Source organism: Bacillus sp. z60-11, from assembly GCF_046464135.1.
Taxonomy (GTDB): Bacteria; Bacillota; Bacilli; order Bacillales; family Bacillaceae; genus Bacillus; species Bacillus sonorensis_A.
In genome coordinates, this window is the sequence record NZ_JBIYSN010000001.1 from 408,940 (window position 1) to 423,255 (window position 14,316).

General features: G+C 46.8%; 16 protein-coding genes. All 16 read left to right on the forward strand.

The genetic code is table 11. The features are described from left to right. Positions 1-11: 11 nt before the first annotated feature. The 16 genes from ACINLD_RS02210 to ACINLD_RS02285 all read left to right on the forward strand — a co-directional run bounded on the left by ACINLD_RS02210 (position 12) and on the right by ACINLD_RS02285 (position 14,289). Positions 12-437, forward strand: a complete 426-nt coding sequence (locus tag ACINLD_RS02210) for a DUF2634 domain-containing protein (RefSeq protein ID WP_277692668.1) — start codon at positions 12-14, stop codon at positions 435-437. Next, a complete protein-coding gene (locus ACINLD_RS02215) occupies positions 430-1,473 on the forward strand; it encodes a baseplate J/gp47 family protein (RefSeq protein ID WP_410206907.1) in 1,044 nt (347 codons plus the stop codon). The genes ACINLD_RS02210 and ACINLD_RS02215 overlap by 8 nt, the downstream gene beginning before the upstream one ends. A 4-nt stretch (positions 1,474-1,477) precedes the next feature. Beyond that, positions 1,478-2,380 (forward strand): YmfQ family protein, encoded by a 903-nt coding sequence (locus ACINLD_RS02220; protein WP_410206957.1) that lies wholly within the window; start codon positions 1,478-1,480, stop codon positions 2,378-2,380. Between the two features lie 13 nt (positions 2,381-2,393). Further along, positions 2,394-2,780, forward strand: a complete 387-nt coding sequence (locus ACINLD_RS02225; RefSeq protein ID WP_026586604.1) for a phage tail protein — start codon at positions 2,394-2,396, stop codon at positions 2,778-2,780. A gap of 14 nt (positions 2,781-2,794) precedes the next feature. Then, positions 2,795-4,081: a hypothetical protein gene (locus ACINLD_RS02230; RefSeq protein WP_077736992.1), complete on the forward strand. Its 1,287-nt coding sequence runs from the start codon at positions 2,795-2,797 to the stop codon at positions 4,079-4,081. A gap of 25 nt (positions 4,082-4,106) precedes the next feature. Beyond that, positions 4,107-5,117, forward strand: a complete 1,011-nt coding sequence (locus ACINLD_RS02235; RefSeq protein ID WP_077736991.1) for a hypothetical protein — start codon at positions 4,107-4,109, stop codon at positions 5,115-5,117. A gap of 61 nt (positions 5,118-5,178) precedes the next feature. Next, entirely contained in the window at positions 5,179-6,009 is an 831-nt protein-coding gene (locus ACINLD_RS02240; RefSeq protein WP_077737239.1) for a glycerophosphodiester phosphodiesterase family protein, read from the forward strand. Between the two features lie 210 nt (positions 6,010-6,219). Further along, the gene (locus tag ACINLD_RS02245; protein ID WP_026586607.1) at positions 6,220-7,398 is read left to right on the forward strand and encodes a hypothetical protein; all 1,179 of its coding nucleotides are present in this window, start codon (positions 6,220-6,222) and stop codon (positions 7,396-7,398) included. A gap of 34 nt (positions 7,399-7,432) precedes the next feature. After that, complete coding sequence (locus tag ACINLD_RS02250; RefSeq protein ID WP_026586608.1) at positions 7,433-7,702, forward strand: hemolysin XhlA family protein; 270 nt, start codon at positions 7,433-7,435, stop codon at positions 7,700-7,702. Positions 7,703-7,716: 14 nt separating this feature from the next. Then, the gene (locus ACINLD_RS02255) at positions 7,717-7,980 is read left to right on the forward strand and encodes a phage holin (protein WP_077736990.1); all 264 of its coding nucleotides are present in this window, start codon (positions 7,717-7,719) and stop codon (positions 7,978-7,980) included. A 46-nt stretch (positions 7,981-8,026) separates the two neighbouring features. Further along, the gene (locus tag ACINLD_RS02260; RefSeq protein WP_077736989.1) at positions 8,027-9,106 is read left to right on the forward strand and encodes an N-acetylmuramoyl-L-alanine amidase; all 1,080 of its coding nucleotides are present in this window, start codon (positions 8,027-8,029) and stop codon (positions 9,104-9,106) included. 499 nt (positions 9,107-9,605) lie between these two features. Continuing rightward, positions 9,606-10,283: a GntR family transcriptional regulator gene (locus tag ACINLD_RS02265; RefSeq protein ID WP_077736988.1), complete on the forward strand. Its 678-nt coding sequence runs from the start codon at positions 9,606-9,608 to the stop codon at positions 10,281-10,283. A gap of 11 nt (positions 10,284-10,294) precedes the next feature. Further along, positions 10,295-11,311, forward strand: a complete 1,017-nt coding sequence (locus tag ACINLD_RS02270) for a zinc-binding alcohol dehydrogenase family protein (RefSeq protein ID WP_410206908.1) — start codon at positions 10,295-10,297, stop codon at positions 11,309-11,311. A gap of 21 nt (positions 11,312-11,332) precedes the next feature. Continuing rightward, positions 11,333-12,430, forward strand: a complete 1,098-nt coding sequence (gene uxuA / locus ACINLD_RS02275; protein WP_077736986.1) for a mannonate dehydratase — start codon at positions 11,333-11,335, stop codon at positions 12,428-12,430. After that, on the forward strand, positions 12,406-13,254 hold the full coding sequence (locus ACINLD_RS02280; protein ID WP_077736985.1) for an SDR family oxidoreductase: 849 nt from the start codon (positions 12,406-12,408) through the stop codon (positions 13,252-13,254). The genes uxuA and ACINLD_RS02280 overlap by 25 nt, the downstream gene beginning before the upstream one ends. Positions 13,255-13,275: 21 nt before the next feature. Continuing rightward, entirely contained in the window at positions 13,276-14,289 is a 1,014-nt protein-coding gene (locus tag ACINLD_RS02285; protein ID WP_026586614.1) for a zinc-binding alcohol dehydrogenase family protein, read from the forward strand. Positions 14,290-14,316: the final 27 nt, after the last annotated feature.

The window sequence follows — 14,316 nt, forward strand, 5'->3', positions numbered from 1 at the left end:
GGTGGTTTGGTTTGGCTCTTTCACCTGAAATAGCATTCGAAGATATTGAGGATAGCAGCGAAGCTGTTGAAACATCAAAGACGTACAAAATTGATTTTCAGACCGGACGGATGACAGGCGACATTATTTCCGGACTTGAAGCCATTGAACAGATGGCCTACATGGCGTTGAGAACGGAGCGCTATGCTTATGCCGTCTACAGTCATAACATTGGCAATGAGCTTCAGGAAGTTCTCTCAGACAATGAAACAACAGACGCTTATAAAGAAATGGAGATTCCGAGGCTGATAGAAGAAGCCCTTATCTATGATGAACGGATCGACGCTGTCACAGACTTTGAGATTGAACGTCAAGGCGATGCTTTTCACGTGTCATTTACAGTGGAAACCGACGAAGGAACACTGGATATAGAGGAGGTGATAGGGGAAGATGTTTGAAAACCAGACATTTGAAGAGATCATGGAACGTATGCTTGACCGGGTTTCCGCTGATATTGACAAGCGTGAAAACAGCGTGATCTGGAATGCGCTTGCCCCGGCGGCGGCTGAGCTGGCCGTTTCATATATTTGGCTGGATCAGGTGCTGAATTTGGTATATGCGGATACAGCTGAAGGGGAGTATTTGGACAGAAGGGCCGCCGAAGCCGGCATAGCGCGCTATCAGGCATCGAAAGCAATCTGGTCAGGCGAGTTTACAGAGGGTGTTTCAATTCCCCCCGGAACCCGTTTCTTTCTGGAAGACTTGTACTTTACGATACGGGAGGACGGAAAACTTGAATGCGAAACCGCGGGGACAAGCGGCAATGCAAACCTCTCAGGCCAACCGCTGCTCCCGCTCGATACCATCCCCGGCCTTGAGAAAGCGGTCATGGGGACTCTTGAGATTCCCGGCCGGGAGGAAGAGACGGACGAATCCCTTTACGAAAGATATTTGGTCCGGGTCCGCCGGGAAGCGGTCAGCGCGAATCAGCTCCATTACAAACAGTGGGCGGAGAAAGTCGAAGGTGTCGGTAAAGCAAAGGTTTTTCCGCTCTGGAACGGTGAAGGAACCGTGAAGATTGTGATTACAAGCGCCAAAATGGAGCCTGCCTCACAAGCATTAATCGAAAGAGTTAAGCAGTATATCGATCCTGAACCCGGACAAGGGGAGGGGATGGCGCCGATCGGCGCTTATGCAACTGTTGAAAGCGCAGTATGGAAAGACATTCAGATCTCGGCGACAATCATTCCGGCAACGGGGCGGACGATTGATGATGCCAAACAGGAGATTGAGGAAAAAATCATTCAATTGTTTAAAGAGAATGCGTTTAAAGAAACCGTCATCCGTCTGTCGCAAATCAACAACATCATCTATGAATCATCCTCTGTCAGCGACTATTCTGACGTTGCCATAAACGGCGAGGCGAAAAATCTCCAGCTGGCAGAGACCGAAATTCCGAAGCTGGGGCAGGTGACAATCATTGAGCAAACTTGAAGACATGACATTTTACCTGCCTCCCTATTTAACGGAAATCCGGGAGATGAGTGAGATTTTAGCTGCAGAAGCCCCGGAGTTTGAAAAACAAAATGAACAGATATTTGATGTGACAGACCAGCTTTTTGTCACGACGGCAACCTGGGGGCTTGATCGGTGGGAAACGATTTTGAATGTCAGGCGGGAAGCTTCGGACGGCATCGACATTCGCAGGGCGAGGTTATTGACGAAAATGTCCAATATCCCGCCTATTACCTCCCGCTCAATCGAGCGTGCGGTCAATGCTTTTTTAAAACACCCTTCCGCAGAAGTCAGACTGACCGCGGGAAGGTACCATTTCTTGCTGACTGTAAACGGGGAAGATTTGCAATATATTCCTTCCATCATTCAAACCGTTGACCACATGAAGCCCGCCCATTTGGCCTACACGTTTCGGGGCGGGTTTTATTATACATTCCGGCCTCCGAAAAACGATCACAACAGACTTGTATTAAGAAGCAAAAACGGTTTTTTCGGGACGATTCCGGTCTATTTAGACGGCCAGTATCAGCTTGATGATTCATTTTATTTGAACGGCTTCCGCGAGATCGACGGTTTGCCGCGAAGATTCAGACAGCAGCTCTTATTGCGGCACAAAAAACAGCAAAACATTTTGGCTGCTTCACATCTTGTGATAAGGAAAAAGGCGGAAATGCAAACAGAGCAAAAACCGACCGTGCGGATGAAAACCGGTCTAAGCAAACGAGATGAAAAGCGCCATGCCCTTACACTGACCTTTAAATGCGAGCATGAAGTGAAGCAAACAGGCACGCTTGAAATGAAGGAAAAATGGTGGACGCTCAACGGCGCATTTTTGCTAGACGGTACAAAGCAGCTGGCAGCGACAACGGAAAAAATTGCAATATAAAGGAGAATGAAACATGGCGGAACAATTAACGGTGACAACGCTTTATGCGAGGCAGCAAATGGCGAAAGCCAGAGCGGAAGGCGGAACGCTTACGAAAATCACAAAAATGGCTTTCGGAAACGGCGGAACGAATGACCAGGGACAACCGATTTCATTGCAGGGCACGGAACAGGCGCTGAAGAACGAACTTTTGCAAAAAGAGATCGACGGCTTTGTCTTCATGGAACCGGCCAAAGTCCGCTATACATGCACATTGGAAGAAAGCGAACTGGCCGGGGAAGTCATTAACGAGCTCGCTCTTGTCGATGAAGACGGAAAATTCACCGCAGTCAGAACGATGACTGACAAGCATAAAGACGGCGACATTGAGTTTGTCTTTGAAATCGACGACATTTATTAAGGAGGTTTTCACAGGTGGACATCCAAAAACCGAGACGCTTTGAAACTTCAGACCGCGCCCATGCCGATATCTTCAATGAAATGCTTGATCAATTGAATGAAAATGATGAACTGGTTGGACAGCGCGCTGAAGAGGCGGAAAAGAATGCGAAGGATTATACGGATCATGGGATCAAGCAATTGAAAGCACTTGCCCAGCTCGTAAAAATTACCGATGACACCGGGGTTGAAAAGCTGCATATTCAAGACGGAGATGCATTGGCGCAGCTTTTCGATTTAGGGGCGGGTTTTCATACGTTTGCCATCAATACAGCCGCCTCCAACCGGCCGCCGGGCTCTGCTGGATATGTGAGGGGGACATTCTTAAATTGCGGTCCTGATGGGTATGGGGTTGTGATTGCGACGGACACAACCGGAACGATTTTTACAAACACCATTAATAGTAGCGAATGGAAAGGTTGGCGGACATTAGAAACCGAGTCAAACTCTCAGGTAAAAGCAGAAAAAGCGTTGCTAGATGCTAAACATTACGTCGATACAAATTTCACTAATCAGAAATTGACTTTATTGACCGGGACTGAGGCGATTCAGGATGCCGCAGTAAGCGGAGAAGACTATCCAATGGGCGTCACTTTAATTGGTATATTTGATAACAATCAAACAGGATATCCATTAGGTTACGGCCTCATAAAAAATGAAAAATTTTCTGCCGTTCGCTTTACTCAATATTTTTATGGAACTGGTAATCAATCAACCGGTTCAAATCTAACTGGAACTTGGATTCGCCATTGGTACTCTACTTCAGGCTGGACGAATTGGGAAAAGATATCAGGGTTTGCTCATGCCAGCTTAACCATGTCAGGCAGACAGGTGCTTGAAAAGCAAACGACTCCGAAAATAAAATTCAATAAAAAGGTGATCGATAGCCATAATGCCTTTGATACGACTTTAAATCGGTTTACCGCACCGAATGACGGAGTCTACTATGTAAGTTCAGGCTTGTTTTTGGAAAACTGGGAAACATATTTTAATTTCCATCTGTTTATCTATAAAAACGGCTCGCTGTATAAACCAATAGATCATTACAGAGAGAGCACCGGCGGCGGAACCGCAAGAGAAGGAAATGAATTTTTTATTAATGTAAACGGCTCGGCCGTCGTTCCGCTGAAAAAAGGTGATTACATTGAAATTTTTATGTATGTCGGTTATGACGGGACAAAGCCGCGAGCTGTTTCTGATCAACATCCTCACTATAATTATCTGGACATCAAGGAAGTCAGCGGATTGAATTTCTTGACTTGATGCTTAGTAAATCAGGGGGTAAGGTATGGATTTAATAAAACCAAAGCCTTTTCATACAACGGACCGTGCTCATGCCGATCTTTTTAATAATGTGATTGATCAGCTAAATGAAAATGATGAACAAATTGCCAAACGGGCCGATGAAGCGGAGCAAAATGCGAAAACATATATTGAAGAGCATACAAGCAATCAAAACAATCCGCATGCTGTGACGAAGACTCAGATTGGACTTGAACATGTAGACAATATCAAGCAAGCGTCAAAAACGGAGTTTGATTTACACGATCAGGATGCTGTTCGACATATTACCGATCTTGAACGTAATAAATGGAATGGCGCTCAATTATTTAAAATTACTTCTGATTCAGGAATACACAAAATCAATTTGACTTCAGGCTCTTTCTACGAGGCTTTAAAAGATCTCGGGACCGTCACTTTTTATGGAACGAATGCCGTAGAAGATACCCCGTCAAAAGGAAGCCTCCGCGGGATGCAACTAGTCGGCCAAAAAGGAATTGGCATGGGTTATGCTGTTGATACAGCAGGAAATGCCTGGTGGTTTTACTACAATACAGTTCATACCGCAATGAATTGGTTTCCGATTGAATCTGCGGCCGCAAGCCAAGCGAAGGCGGATAAAGCTTTAAGCGAGGCTAAAAAATATACCGATAATCTCGGGGCTGATTTAACAAAATTAATCTGGCATTATCCCGCACTGCAAAATGGCTGGGTCCATTATTCTGACGCATATAAAGTGCGGTATACAAAGGATGTAACTGGAACGGTTTTTGTCGAAGGAGCCATCGCCAAAGGAAAGATCGGCTTTGAAATACCTGCATTCGAGCTTCCAGCCGGTTATCGGCCTTTACGGCCTTTCCAGTTTGTCGGTGTAGCTTCTCAAATAGGGATGTCAGGTGTGCCTCAGCATCACCGGCTGCTTGTTGACACTAATGGCAAAGTCATCATTGAAAACTGTTCAAATACGGCAAATCCAAATGAATTTATCAGTTTGGGCTTTAGCTTTAAAGCTGTTTAAAACATGGATTCTCTTTGTATGGTATTTGCAGTTGGTGGGAAATTATGATATTTTTGTCCTTATGAAAAACATTAGTTACTTTCTCATCATAGGTCTAGTGATTTTGATAAGCGGCTGTTCGGATGCTGAAACATCGACAAAAGCAGCTTCTAAAAGCATTTACAACCCTTTATTGATTGCCCATCGGGGGGCTTCAGCTATAGAGCCGGAGCATACGCTTTTATCCTATGAGCGCGCCATCACAGATCAGGCTGATTTCATTGAAATCGACTTAAGGCAAACGAAAGACGGCAAGCTGGTCGCCATTCATGACAAAAGTGTTGAAAGAACAACGAATGGAAAAGGAAATGTGCAGGATTTAACGTTGTCCCAATTAAAAAAGCTTGATGCGGGCAAAGGGCAAAAAATACTGACCCTTGAAGAGATCATCCAAAAATTCGGCCGATCAACAAAGTATTATATTGAAACAAGGGAAGATGACCACAACCGTTTGATCATGGAGGAACAGCTTGTTGAGATCCTTGACAAGCACGGCTTAATTGCCGGAAACAAGGTCGTTGTCCAATCTTTTAGCGGGAGGAGCCTGGAGAAAGTCCGCTCACTCGACAAGAATATTCCGCTTATCCGCCTTCTGCGGGATGATGAGGCGAGCCATTTAAACGCCGAGGTGTTAAACAAAATCAAAACTTATGCTACTGCTGTCGGGGTGAACGGCAAGCTGGTCAATGAAGATATGGTTCATAAGATTCACAGGGAAAACCTGCAGATCCATGTGTTTTTTGACGCAAATCAAGAGAAGAAACTGACGAAAAAAATGCTTCAATTAAAAGTCGATGGATTGTTCACCAATGATCCAGCTTACACAAGAAAACAAAAAAACTCGTCTAATTAGGCGGGTTTTTTATTTTGCCTTTAGTATAAGGGCGGGAGACGTTTTTAGTACATTTGCCTAAAAACCCCCAATGTGGATCAAGCACCGCCGTCAGCCATCACCTTTTTCTTTCTGAGCAGTGTAGCTCAGAAAGAAAAAGGTGAAATGGCCAGAGCGAAACTGATCATTTACAGCAAGAGACATCACACTTAATTTGGAGGCGAAGACTGGGTGGATATTGAAAAAGCAAGACGCTTTGAAACAACAGACCGTGCCCATGCCGATCTTTTTAACAAAGTTGTCGACCAACTGAATGATAATGATGAACGGATTGCAAAGCGTACTGACGAAGTAGAACAAAAGGCAACAACAAAAATGGAATTCAATTCCCACCTCAAAGATCATACAAGGCACATTACAGAAAATGAACGAACAACATGGAATAGCAGTCAAATTTTTAATATTACGGGAGAGGACGGACAAGAAAAAGTCTACATTGGTGCAACCGATGATTTTCATGCCGTTCTTCCCCAATATACGGGGTTTATCCATTTTACAGCTGCAGCGGGCGCGCTAAATGGTCCCGGCACAGATGTAAGGGGCATTTGGACATGTGATGATAAAGGCAGCTACGGCCAGGCTATCGCATTTGACCATGCGAATAGAACATACCGAAAAACCATTTCCGAAGGGAACTGGTCTGAGTGGGTGGAGCTGGAATCAGTCTTAGGGGCTCAATCAAAAATCGATGCTCACGCGACTGATGCGGCTCTCCACATCACTAGAGAAGAACGTGAAAAATGGAACAGCGCCCAATTATACAAGGTGACGACTGATAATGGATCAAGGGCGAAGCTGGCGAATGGAACAGATCTTTTAACATTGCCCACAGGATGTTATTTTGCAGCAGGGCATGTTGTACAAAATAATCCAGTACCTGATGACAGTTCTTGGTTTAATTATGATGTCATTGAGACAGATGCAGGCAGAAAAACCATTTACGCCTGGAGAAGCTATGACAATACATTATGGCATAGTACCGTTCATACGAATGGGATCTTCAAGGGATGGAAGCGAGTCGTAACAGCAAATGATCTTGAGCCTTCATGGACGGATGTTCCGCTTAAAAACGGAGCGGCACACGGCGACCGAAAAGTGCGTTGTGCATTGATGGGCGGACTTCTTTTATTAGAGGGGGAAATCGTGACAAAAAGGGGTGTTGTCTTTGGAACTCTCCCTCCGGCATATAGACCGTCTAAATTTCGCAGCAGGATCGTTCCGATTTTTGGTACAACGGGTATGACCAAACTTTATATAGAAACAGACGGAAATATGAGACTTGAAGGACAAATTGCGGACAGCGTTGATAACATCACATCTTATGGTTTAGATGAAGTGATTCCGCGCTAAACATGTGAGCTTGCGGGAAGGAGGGAGCATGCAGATGCCGCAAACAAATGAAATCGGTATTTTTCAAAAAGAAATCACGGAAATCAAAGCAGATCAAAAAACGCTTGAGAAGCGAGTCAGCACACTGGAAAGAACATCTGACCGCCACGATCAGCAAATCATCTCGATTAACGAAAAGCTAAACAAAATCGAAGAAAACACAACTTGGATCAAACGCAGCATCACAGGCGCGATCATCACAGCGGTCAGCACCGGCATCATCGGCGGGGCGATCGCTGTTTTTTATAATTTACTGCAAAAATAAGGGAGGAACATATGATGAAAAATGTTGACAAAGGCACGGTCGTCCGGACGGTGCTTCTTTTTATGGCATTGGTAAACCAGACGCTGATGATGTTCGGCAAACCTGTCTTGCCGGTCAGCGAGGATCAGATCAATACATTGGCGGATGCTCTGTATACGGCAGGCTCTGCGGCTTTTACAATCATGACCGCGCTTATGGCCTGGTATAAAAACAACTATGTCACCGAAAAAGGAAAGCTGCAAAAAGAAGCATTGAAACAAAAAGGATTGGTGAAATAAGGAAGCCGGCCGGCAGTTATTTTAATCAGAATTGGAGTTGAGGTAAATGGTTAAAGTTGTGGAAAACTTTGTGAAAGTCAATCAATACACCCGACCCGGCCTGAAATTGCCGAAGGTGAAAGGAATTGTCATGCACTGGACGGCGACGCCCGGCGCATCGGCATTAAATGAGCGGAATTATTTCAACGGCACCTGCATAGCCGATCAGCGTTATGCATCCGCACATTACTTTGTTGATCGACATGAGGTGCAGCAGATTATCCCTGAACATGAGGTCGCATACCATGCACATGATAAAAACCGCTGTTATGTGAGTTTCTTAAAGCCGAATGCCAACACGACAGCCATCGGTGTTGAAATGTGCGTCGAAAAAGATGGCGAAATCCATAGCGAAACCGTTCAAAACGCAGCTGAATTAGCGGCCGATCTCTGCAAGCGTTACGGATTATCGACTGACAACATCGTCCGTCATTACGATGTGACACAAAAGAACTGTCCGGCCCCCTGGGTGAGCGATTCAAGCCGGCTCGCGGCATTCCGGACAACAGTCGATCGTCTGCTCGGAAATAAAACCGTCTCTAAAACAGCGGCGTCCACGAGCCAGGCAAGCCATGCAACAGGCACGATCTTGAAAAAAGGATCGTCAGGTTCTAAAGTAAAAGCGCTGCAAAAGCGTTTGATCGCCGCGGGCTTCCCGCTGCCAAAGTATGGGGCCGACGGCTCTTACGGAAATGAAACGGTACAAGCCGTTCAATCCCTGCAAAAGAAAGCGGGAATTGCAATTGATGGCATATATGGACCGGCGACAGAAAAAGCACTCGCGGCCATTGAAGTGAAAAAGAAAGAGTCAGCATCAAGCGGTAAAAAAACATCATACAAGCTGCCCTCCGGGATTTACAAAGTCAAAAGTCCAATGATGAAAGGAACGGCCGTCCGACAAATTCAGGAGGCTTTAGCGGCCCTGTATTTCTACCCGGACAAAGGCGCGAAACATAACGGTATTGATGGCTGCTACGGGCCGAAAACAGCGGATGCGGTCAAACGGTTTCAATTAATGCACGGGCTGGGTGCCGACGGAATTTACGGACCGAAGACTAAGACGAAACTTGAAGCGTTACTGCAGTAATCAAAACAGCCCTTGTAGCAGAGGCCTTTCAGGCTATCGAAATTTTTTCGATAGCCTGCCGTTAAATGAAAGCAGGCTTATTGGTGAATCTAAGTCAGTTACAGTGTATACAACCTGTTGTTCATTTTATAACAAAGCCTGTGGAAAACAGGGGTTTATCTACAAGCCGAGGTTCCCTCTATTGCACTTTCTTTATCTCCATCTCCAATGTATTTCATGAACTTCGTATATCCCCGGCAGCGATATGCCAACTTCCTCATCGACAATAAACCAATAACCATTCTTACTAAAGTTTTAGATTCGAAGATTTTCATACAGCAAATCCTTTCTCAAATCATGATCAGCTATGAATTGAACACTGTAAGGATAATAATAATCGGATTAATCCTGTCTATCCATGATGAAGGGACGAAACCATTATTGTTTAGAATTTTCGAAAAACATCTACCACACTACCATACAAGTATGGTACCATAATCAGGGAAGGGAGGTGGCATCTGTGACTATTAAACAATCGAGCATCCGATCTGCACGAGATCAGGTTTATGATTGGCTGAAGGAAGATATTATGAAGTTTCGCCTCACACCAGGGACGCACATCTCGGAAAAAGAAATTTCAGAAAGGTATGAAGTCAGCCGAACGCCGGTCAGAGAGGCTTTTTTGCAGCTGTCGCGCGAAGGTCTTTTGGAGATCTATCCGCAAAAGGGAACCCGGGTATCTTTAATCGATCTTCATCTGGTGGAGGAAGCACGCTTTATGCGGGAAAATCTTGAAAAAGCCGTTGCCGAACTGGCGTGCGAAGATTTTCCGGAGCAGGCGGTGATTGAGCTGGAGCATAATTTGAACATGCAGCAATTATCAATGAAACAGAAAAATTACGAAAGCCTGTTTGATTTAGACGAAGCGTTTCACAAAACGATTTTTGACGGCTGTCAGAAATCCAACATTTGGTCTGTGATTCAGCAGATGAATGTTCCATTTCGAAGGATACGGTTTTTAAGGCTTGCTGCCGATTTCAACTGGGATACGATTTACAGCCAGCACGCGGCTATTCTGGAAGCAATCAAGTCAAAACAGCCGTCTGAAGCCCGCAGGATTGCCGAGGAGCATTTGCAGCTTGTGATCGTTGACAGGGAAATGCTTATCGAGGAGTTTCCGGGCTATTTCAAAGCATAAGGAGTGGTGATGTGAAAGCTGCGGTGATGACAAAACCTTTTTCCATTGATTTTCAAGAGCTTCCCTGTCCTGAACCAGACGCCCATGAAGTCCTCGTCAGGGTAAAGGCCGCCGGGATTTGCGGGAGCGATGTTCATTTTTATGACGGCACAAATCCTTACGGGCGCTATCCGCAAATTTTCGGACATGAGCTCTCAGGGGTGATAGAAAAAACAGGGGCAAAGGCAGACAAAAGACTGGAAGGGAAACGCGTCGTCATTGAACCGGCCATTTCTTGCGGGCGCTGCTATCCTTGCCGAAAAGGAAGGACGAACGCCTGTGTCAACATTGAGATGATCGGATCGGTGCGGAGAGGAGGATTCGCGGAATTTCTCACCGTTCCCGAATCACATGTCCATCCTATTCCTGATGAAATGGACGATGTAACAGGTGCATTATGCGAGCCGTTTGCCAACGGCGCTCAGGCGATCAGGCGCGCCGATCTTCAAAACGGCGAAGCGGTTGTCATATTGGGAATGGGGCCGATCGGGCTAACGATTTTAGCCCAGGTGAAAAAGCGGTTTGATGTTGAGGTTATCGCGATCGACCCCGTCCGGGAGCGATTGGAGCTTGCCAAAACGTTCGGAGCTGATCATGTCATCCATCCTGATCAAGAAGATGCAGAACGGGAAGTTTTTAACCTGACCAATGGGGAAGGCGCCGGCATTGTATTTGAAGCGGCCGGGGTCCCCGCAACAATCGAGCAGTCGCTTCGGCTGGCAGCTGCCGGAGGTCGGATCGTCATCGTCGGATTAACGGGAGACGATGTGACACTCCCCGGACTTCAGCTCACAAAAAAAGACATTGAAATCCATGGCACAAAGCACAGCGTCAATCAATTTCCCGGAGTGATTCGATTTTTAAATGAACATCCGGAGCTTGTCCGTTTCTTTGTGACTGACATCATGCCGTTTACGGAAATCGAAAGGGCGCTGAAAAAAGCCAAGCATCATCCAGAGCAGATCACAAAAGTGGTATTGACTTATTAAATCGGACTGGAGGATCCCGTGATGAGAATGGTTTTTAGATGGTACGGAGAAGGAAATGACACTGTCACCCTTGAGCAAATCAAGCAAATACCCGGTGTTGAAGGAATCGTGTGGGCGCTTCACCATTTTCCGGCCGGTGAAGAATGGCCGCTGGAAGACATCATGGAGGTCAAGCAGGTTTGCGGGCGGCACGGTTTTCACATCGACGTTGTTGAAAGCGTTAACATCCATGAGGATATCAAGCTCGGTCTGCCGACGAGAGACCTGTATATCGAAAGGTACAAGCAGACGATTGAAAATTTGGCTAAAGCCGATGTAAAGGTGATCTGCTATAATTTTATGCCTGTTTTTGACTGGCTGCGGACCGAATTATACAAAGAAGCCGAAGACGGCTCGACCGCTTTGTTTTATGAGAACGCAAAAGTTGATCAGATCGATCCTTTTGAGCTTGTCGAAAAAATCGCCAACAATCTCGATTATACGATGCCGGGTTGGGAGCCTGAACGGCTGGAGCATCTGACAGCGCTTTTTGAAGCCTATCAAAACGTGACAGAAGAAGATTTATGGAGCAATCTGCAATATTTTTTGGAGCAGATTATTCCAACCGCTGCGCGCTGCGGGATTAAGATGGCGATCCATCCTGATGATCCGCCATGGCCGGTCTTTGGGCTGCCCCGCATCATCATTTCTGCCAAAAACATCGGGCGCCTGCTTCGTCTGATCGACCACCCATCCAATGGTGTCACCCTTTGCAGCGGTTCATTGGGCGCCAATCCCGATAACGATATCGCAAGCATCATCAAAACGTATTCTGACCGGATTCCATTCGCACATATTCGAAATGTTAAAGTCTATGAAAACGGGGATTTTATCGAAACATCGCATCGGACGAAAGATGGTTCTGTGGACATTTGCGGCATCGTCAAAGCCTATCACGAGGCGGGCTATTCAGGGTATGTCCGTCCAGATCACGGCCGCCATATCTGGGGTGAAAACTGCAGGCCTGGATACGGCCTCTATGACAGGGCGCTGGGAATCATGTATTTATGGGGCATTTGGGACGCACTTGAAAGAGAAAAACGGGGGGCTTCACAATGCTTGAAATCCATGAACATTTAAGAGGAAAAACGGCGGTCATCACAGGCGGAAGCGGTGTCCTCTGCAGTGCGATGGCAAGGGAACTCGGACGGCAGGGCATGAAAGTGGCCGTCTTAAACCGGAGTGTCGAAAACGGCGAGCTTGTGGCTGAAGGTATCCGAAAGATGGGGGGAGAGGCCGTAGCGGTGGAGTGCGACGTCCTCAGCCAACAAAGTGTTGAGCGAGCAGAACGTTTGGTTACACAGCTTTACGGCGGGTGCGATCTATTGATTAACGGAGCCGGCGGCAATCATCCCGGAGGTACGACATCGAATGAAACCCTGCACCCCGACGACCTCATCAATGATAACGAAACCACATTCTTTGATCTGAAAAGCAGCGACGTCGGCTCTGTGTTCAATGTGAACTTTCTCGGATCTTTCATAACTTCCCAAGTATTCACGAAAACGATGCTGAACAAAAAAGGGGCTTCAGTGATCAACATCTCTTCAATGAGCGCACACATCCCCATGACAAAAGTGCCCGCTTACAGCGCCGCAAAAGCCGGCATCGAAAATTTCACAAAATGGCTTGCCGTCTATTTGGCCGAAACAGGGATCAGAGTCAATGCGATTGCCCCCGGCTTTTTCTTGACGAGACAAAATAAACGGCTTCTTCTTGATGAAAACGGGGAATGGACGGAAAGGGCGGGGAAGATCATTTCCCATACGCCGATGAAGCGGTTTGGCAGCCCGGACGATTTACTGGGGACAATGCTTTGGCTGGCGGACGCAGGCATGTCCGGATTTGTCACAGGCATTACAATCCCTGTAGATGGCGGCTTTATGGCGTACTCGGGAGTCTAAACACGAGAGAGGGGCGGAGGAATGAAACAGATTGTGTGTGAAAAACCTTACCGTTTAAAAATGGCGGAAGCCAAAGCGCCGGAACCGGAAAAAGGAGAAGCGCTCCTGAAAATCAAGCGGATTGGGATTTGCGGCACCGACTTTCATGCCTATTGCGGCAGACAGCCGTTTTTTTCATACCCGAGGGTGCTCGGGCATGAACTCTCGGGGGAGATTGTCAGTGTTGATGATCCGTGCGGAGTGTTGCAGCCAGGCGACCGGGCTGCAGTCATTCCCTATTTGGAATGCGGAGCGTGTGCCGCCTGTCGGATGGGGCGGCCCAATTGTTGTGTGAATCTGAAGGTGCTGGGTGTTCATACAGACGGCGGGATGCAGGAGTATATGAAAATCCCGGCAGACCACTTGATGAAGACAGAGGATCTGACATACAGCGAAGCAGCCGTTATAGAGTGTTTGAGCATCGGCGCCCACGCTGTCGCCAGGGCCGATGTTCAAAACGGCGAGTCGGTTCTGGTGATTGGGGCAGGGCCTATCGGGCTCAGCGTGATGAAGTTTGCCAAACTGAAGGGTGCGAAAGTGATCGCAATGGATGTCAGAAAGGAGCGTCTTGCCTTCAGTAAGATGTGGGCGGACGCTGATGAGACCGTTCTTGCCGGGGAAAGTGCAGCTGATGCGATCAAGCGAATGACAGAAGGGGATTTCCCCAGCGCCGTTTTTGACGCGACCGGCCATTCCGTTTCCATGAATCAGGCTTACCAATATGCCGCTCATGGGGGGCGGATCATATATGTCGGACTTGTCAACGATCACCTGTCACTTTTCGATCCTGAATGCCATAAGCGGGAGCTGGACGTTTTATTTAGCCGAAATGCTTTAAAAAGCGATTTTGAGTCGGTTATTGAAGCCATTGGAAAAGGCGTTGTTGATGCCAAACGGTTTGTGACCGGATATCTTCCGTTCAGCGGTGTGGTTGACGGGTTTGAAGAGGCGCTTGCACCTGAGAAAAATCCGGTGAAAGTGTTAATCAGATTGTAAGGCTGATGCAATGAGAAAGCGCTTACG

Excerpts from the sequence above, each read along its gene's own strand:
- ACINLD_RS02215 (WP_410206907.1), top strand. The coding sequence starts at position 430 with ATGTTTGAAAACCAGACATTTGAAGAGATCATGGAACGTATGCTTGAC.
- ACINLD_RS02220 (WP_410206957.1), top strand. The coding sequence starts at position 1,478 with ATGACATTTTACCTGCCTCCCTATTTAACGGAAATCCGGGAGATGAGT.
- ACINLD_RS02225 (WP_026586604.1), top strand. The coding sequence starts at position 2,394 with ATGGCGGAACAATTAACGGTGACAACGCTTTATGCGAGGCAGCAAATG.
- ACINLD_RS02235 (WP_077736991.1), top strand. The coding sequence starts at position 4,107 with ATGGATTTAATAAAACCAAAGCCTTTTCATACAACGGACCGTGCTCAT.
- ACINLD_RS02240 (WP_077737239.1), top strand. The coding sequence starts at position 5,179 with ATGAAAAACATTAGTTACTTTCTCATCATAGGTCTAGTGATTTTGATA.
- ACINLD_RS02250 (WP_026586608.1), top strand. The coding sequence starts at position 7,433 with ATGCCGCAAACAAATGAAATCGGTATTTTTCAAAAAGAAATCACGGAA.
- ACINLD_RS02255 (WP_077736990.1), top strand. The coding sequence starts at position 7,717 with ATGAAAAATGTTGACAAAGGCACGGTCGTCCGGACGGTGCTTCTTTTT.
- ACINLD_RS02260 (WP_077736989.1), top strand. The coding sequence starts at position 8,027 with ATGGTTAAAGTTGTGGAAAACTTTGTGAAAGTCAATCAATACACCCGA.
- uxuA (WP_077736986.1), top strand. The coding sequence starts at position 11,333 with ATGAGAATGGTTTTTAGATGGTACGGAGAAGGAAATGACACTGTCACC.
- ACINLD_RS02280 (WP_077736985.1), top strand. The coding sequence starts at position 12,406 with ATGCTTGAAATCCATGAACATTTAAGAGGAAAAACGGCGGTCATCACA.
- ACINLD_RS02285 (WP_026586614.1), top strand. The coding sequence starts at position 13,276 with ATGAAACAGATTGTGTGTGAAAAACCTTACCGTTTAAAAATGGCGGAA.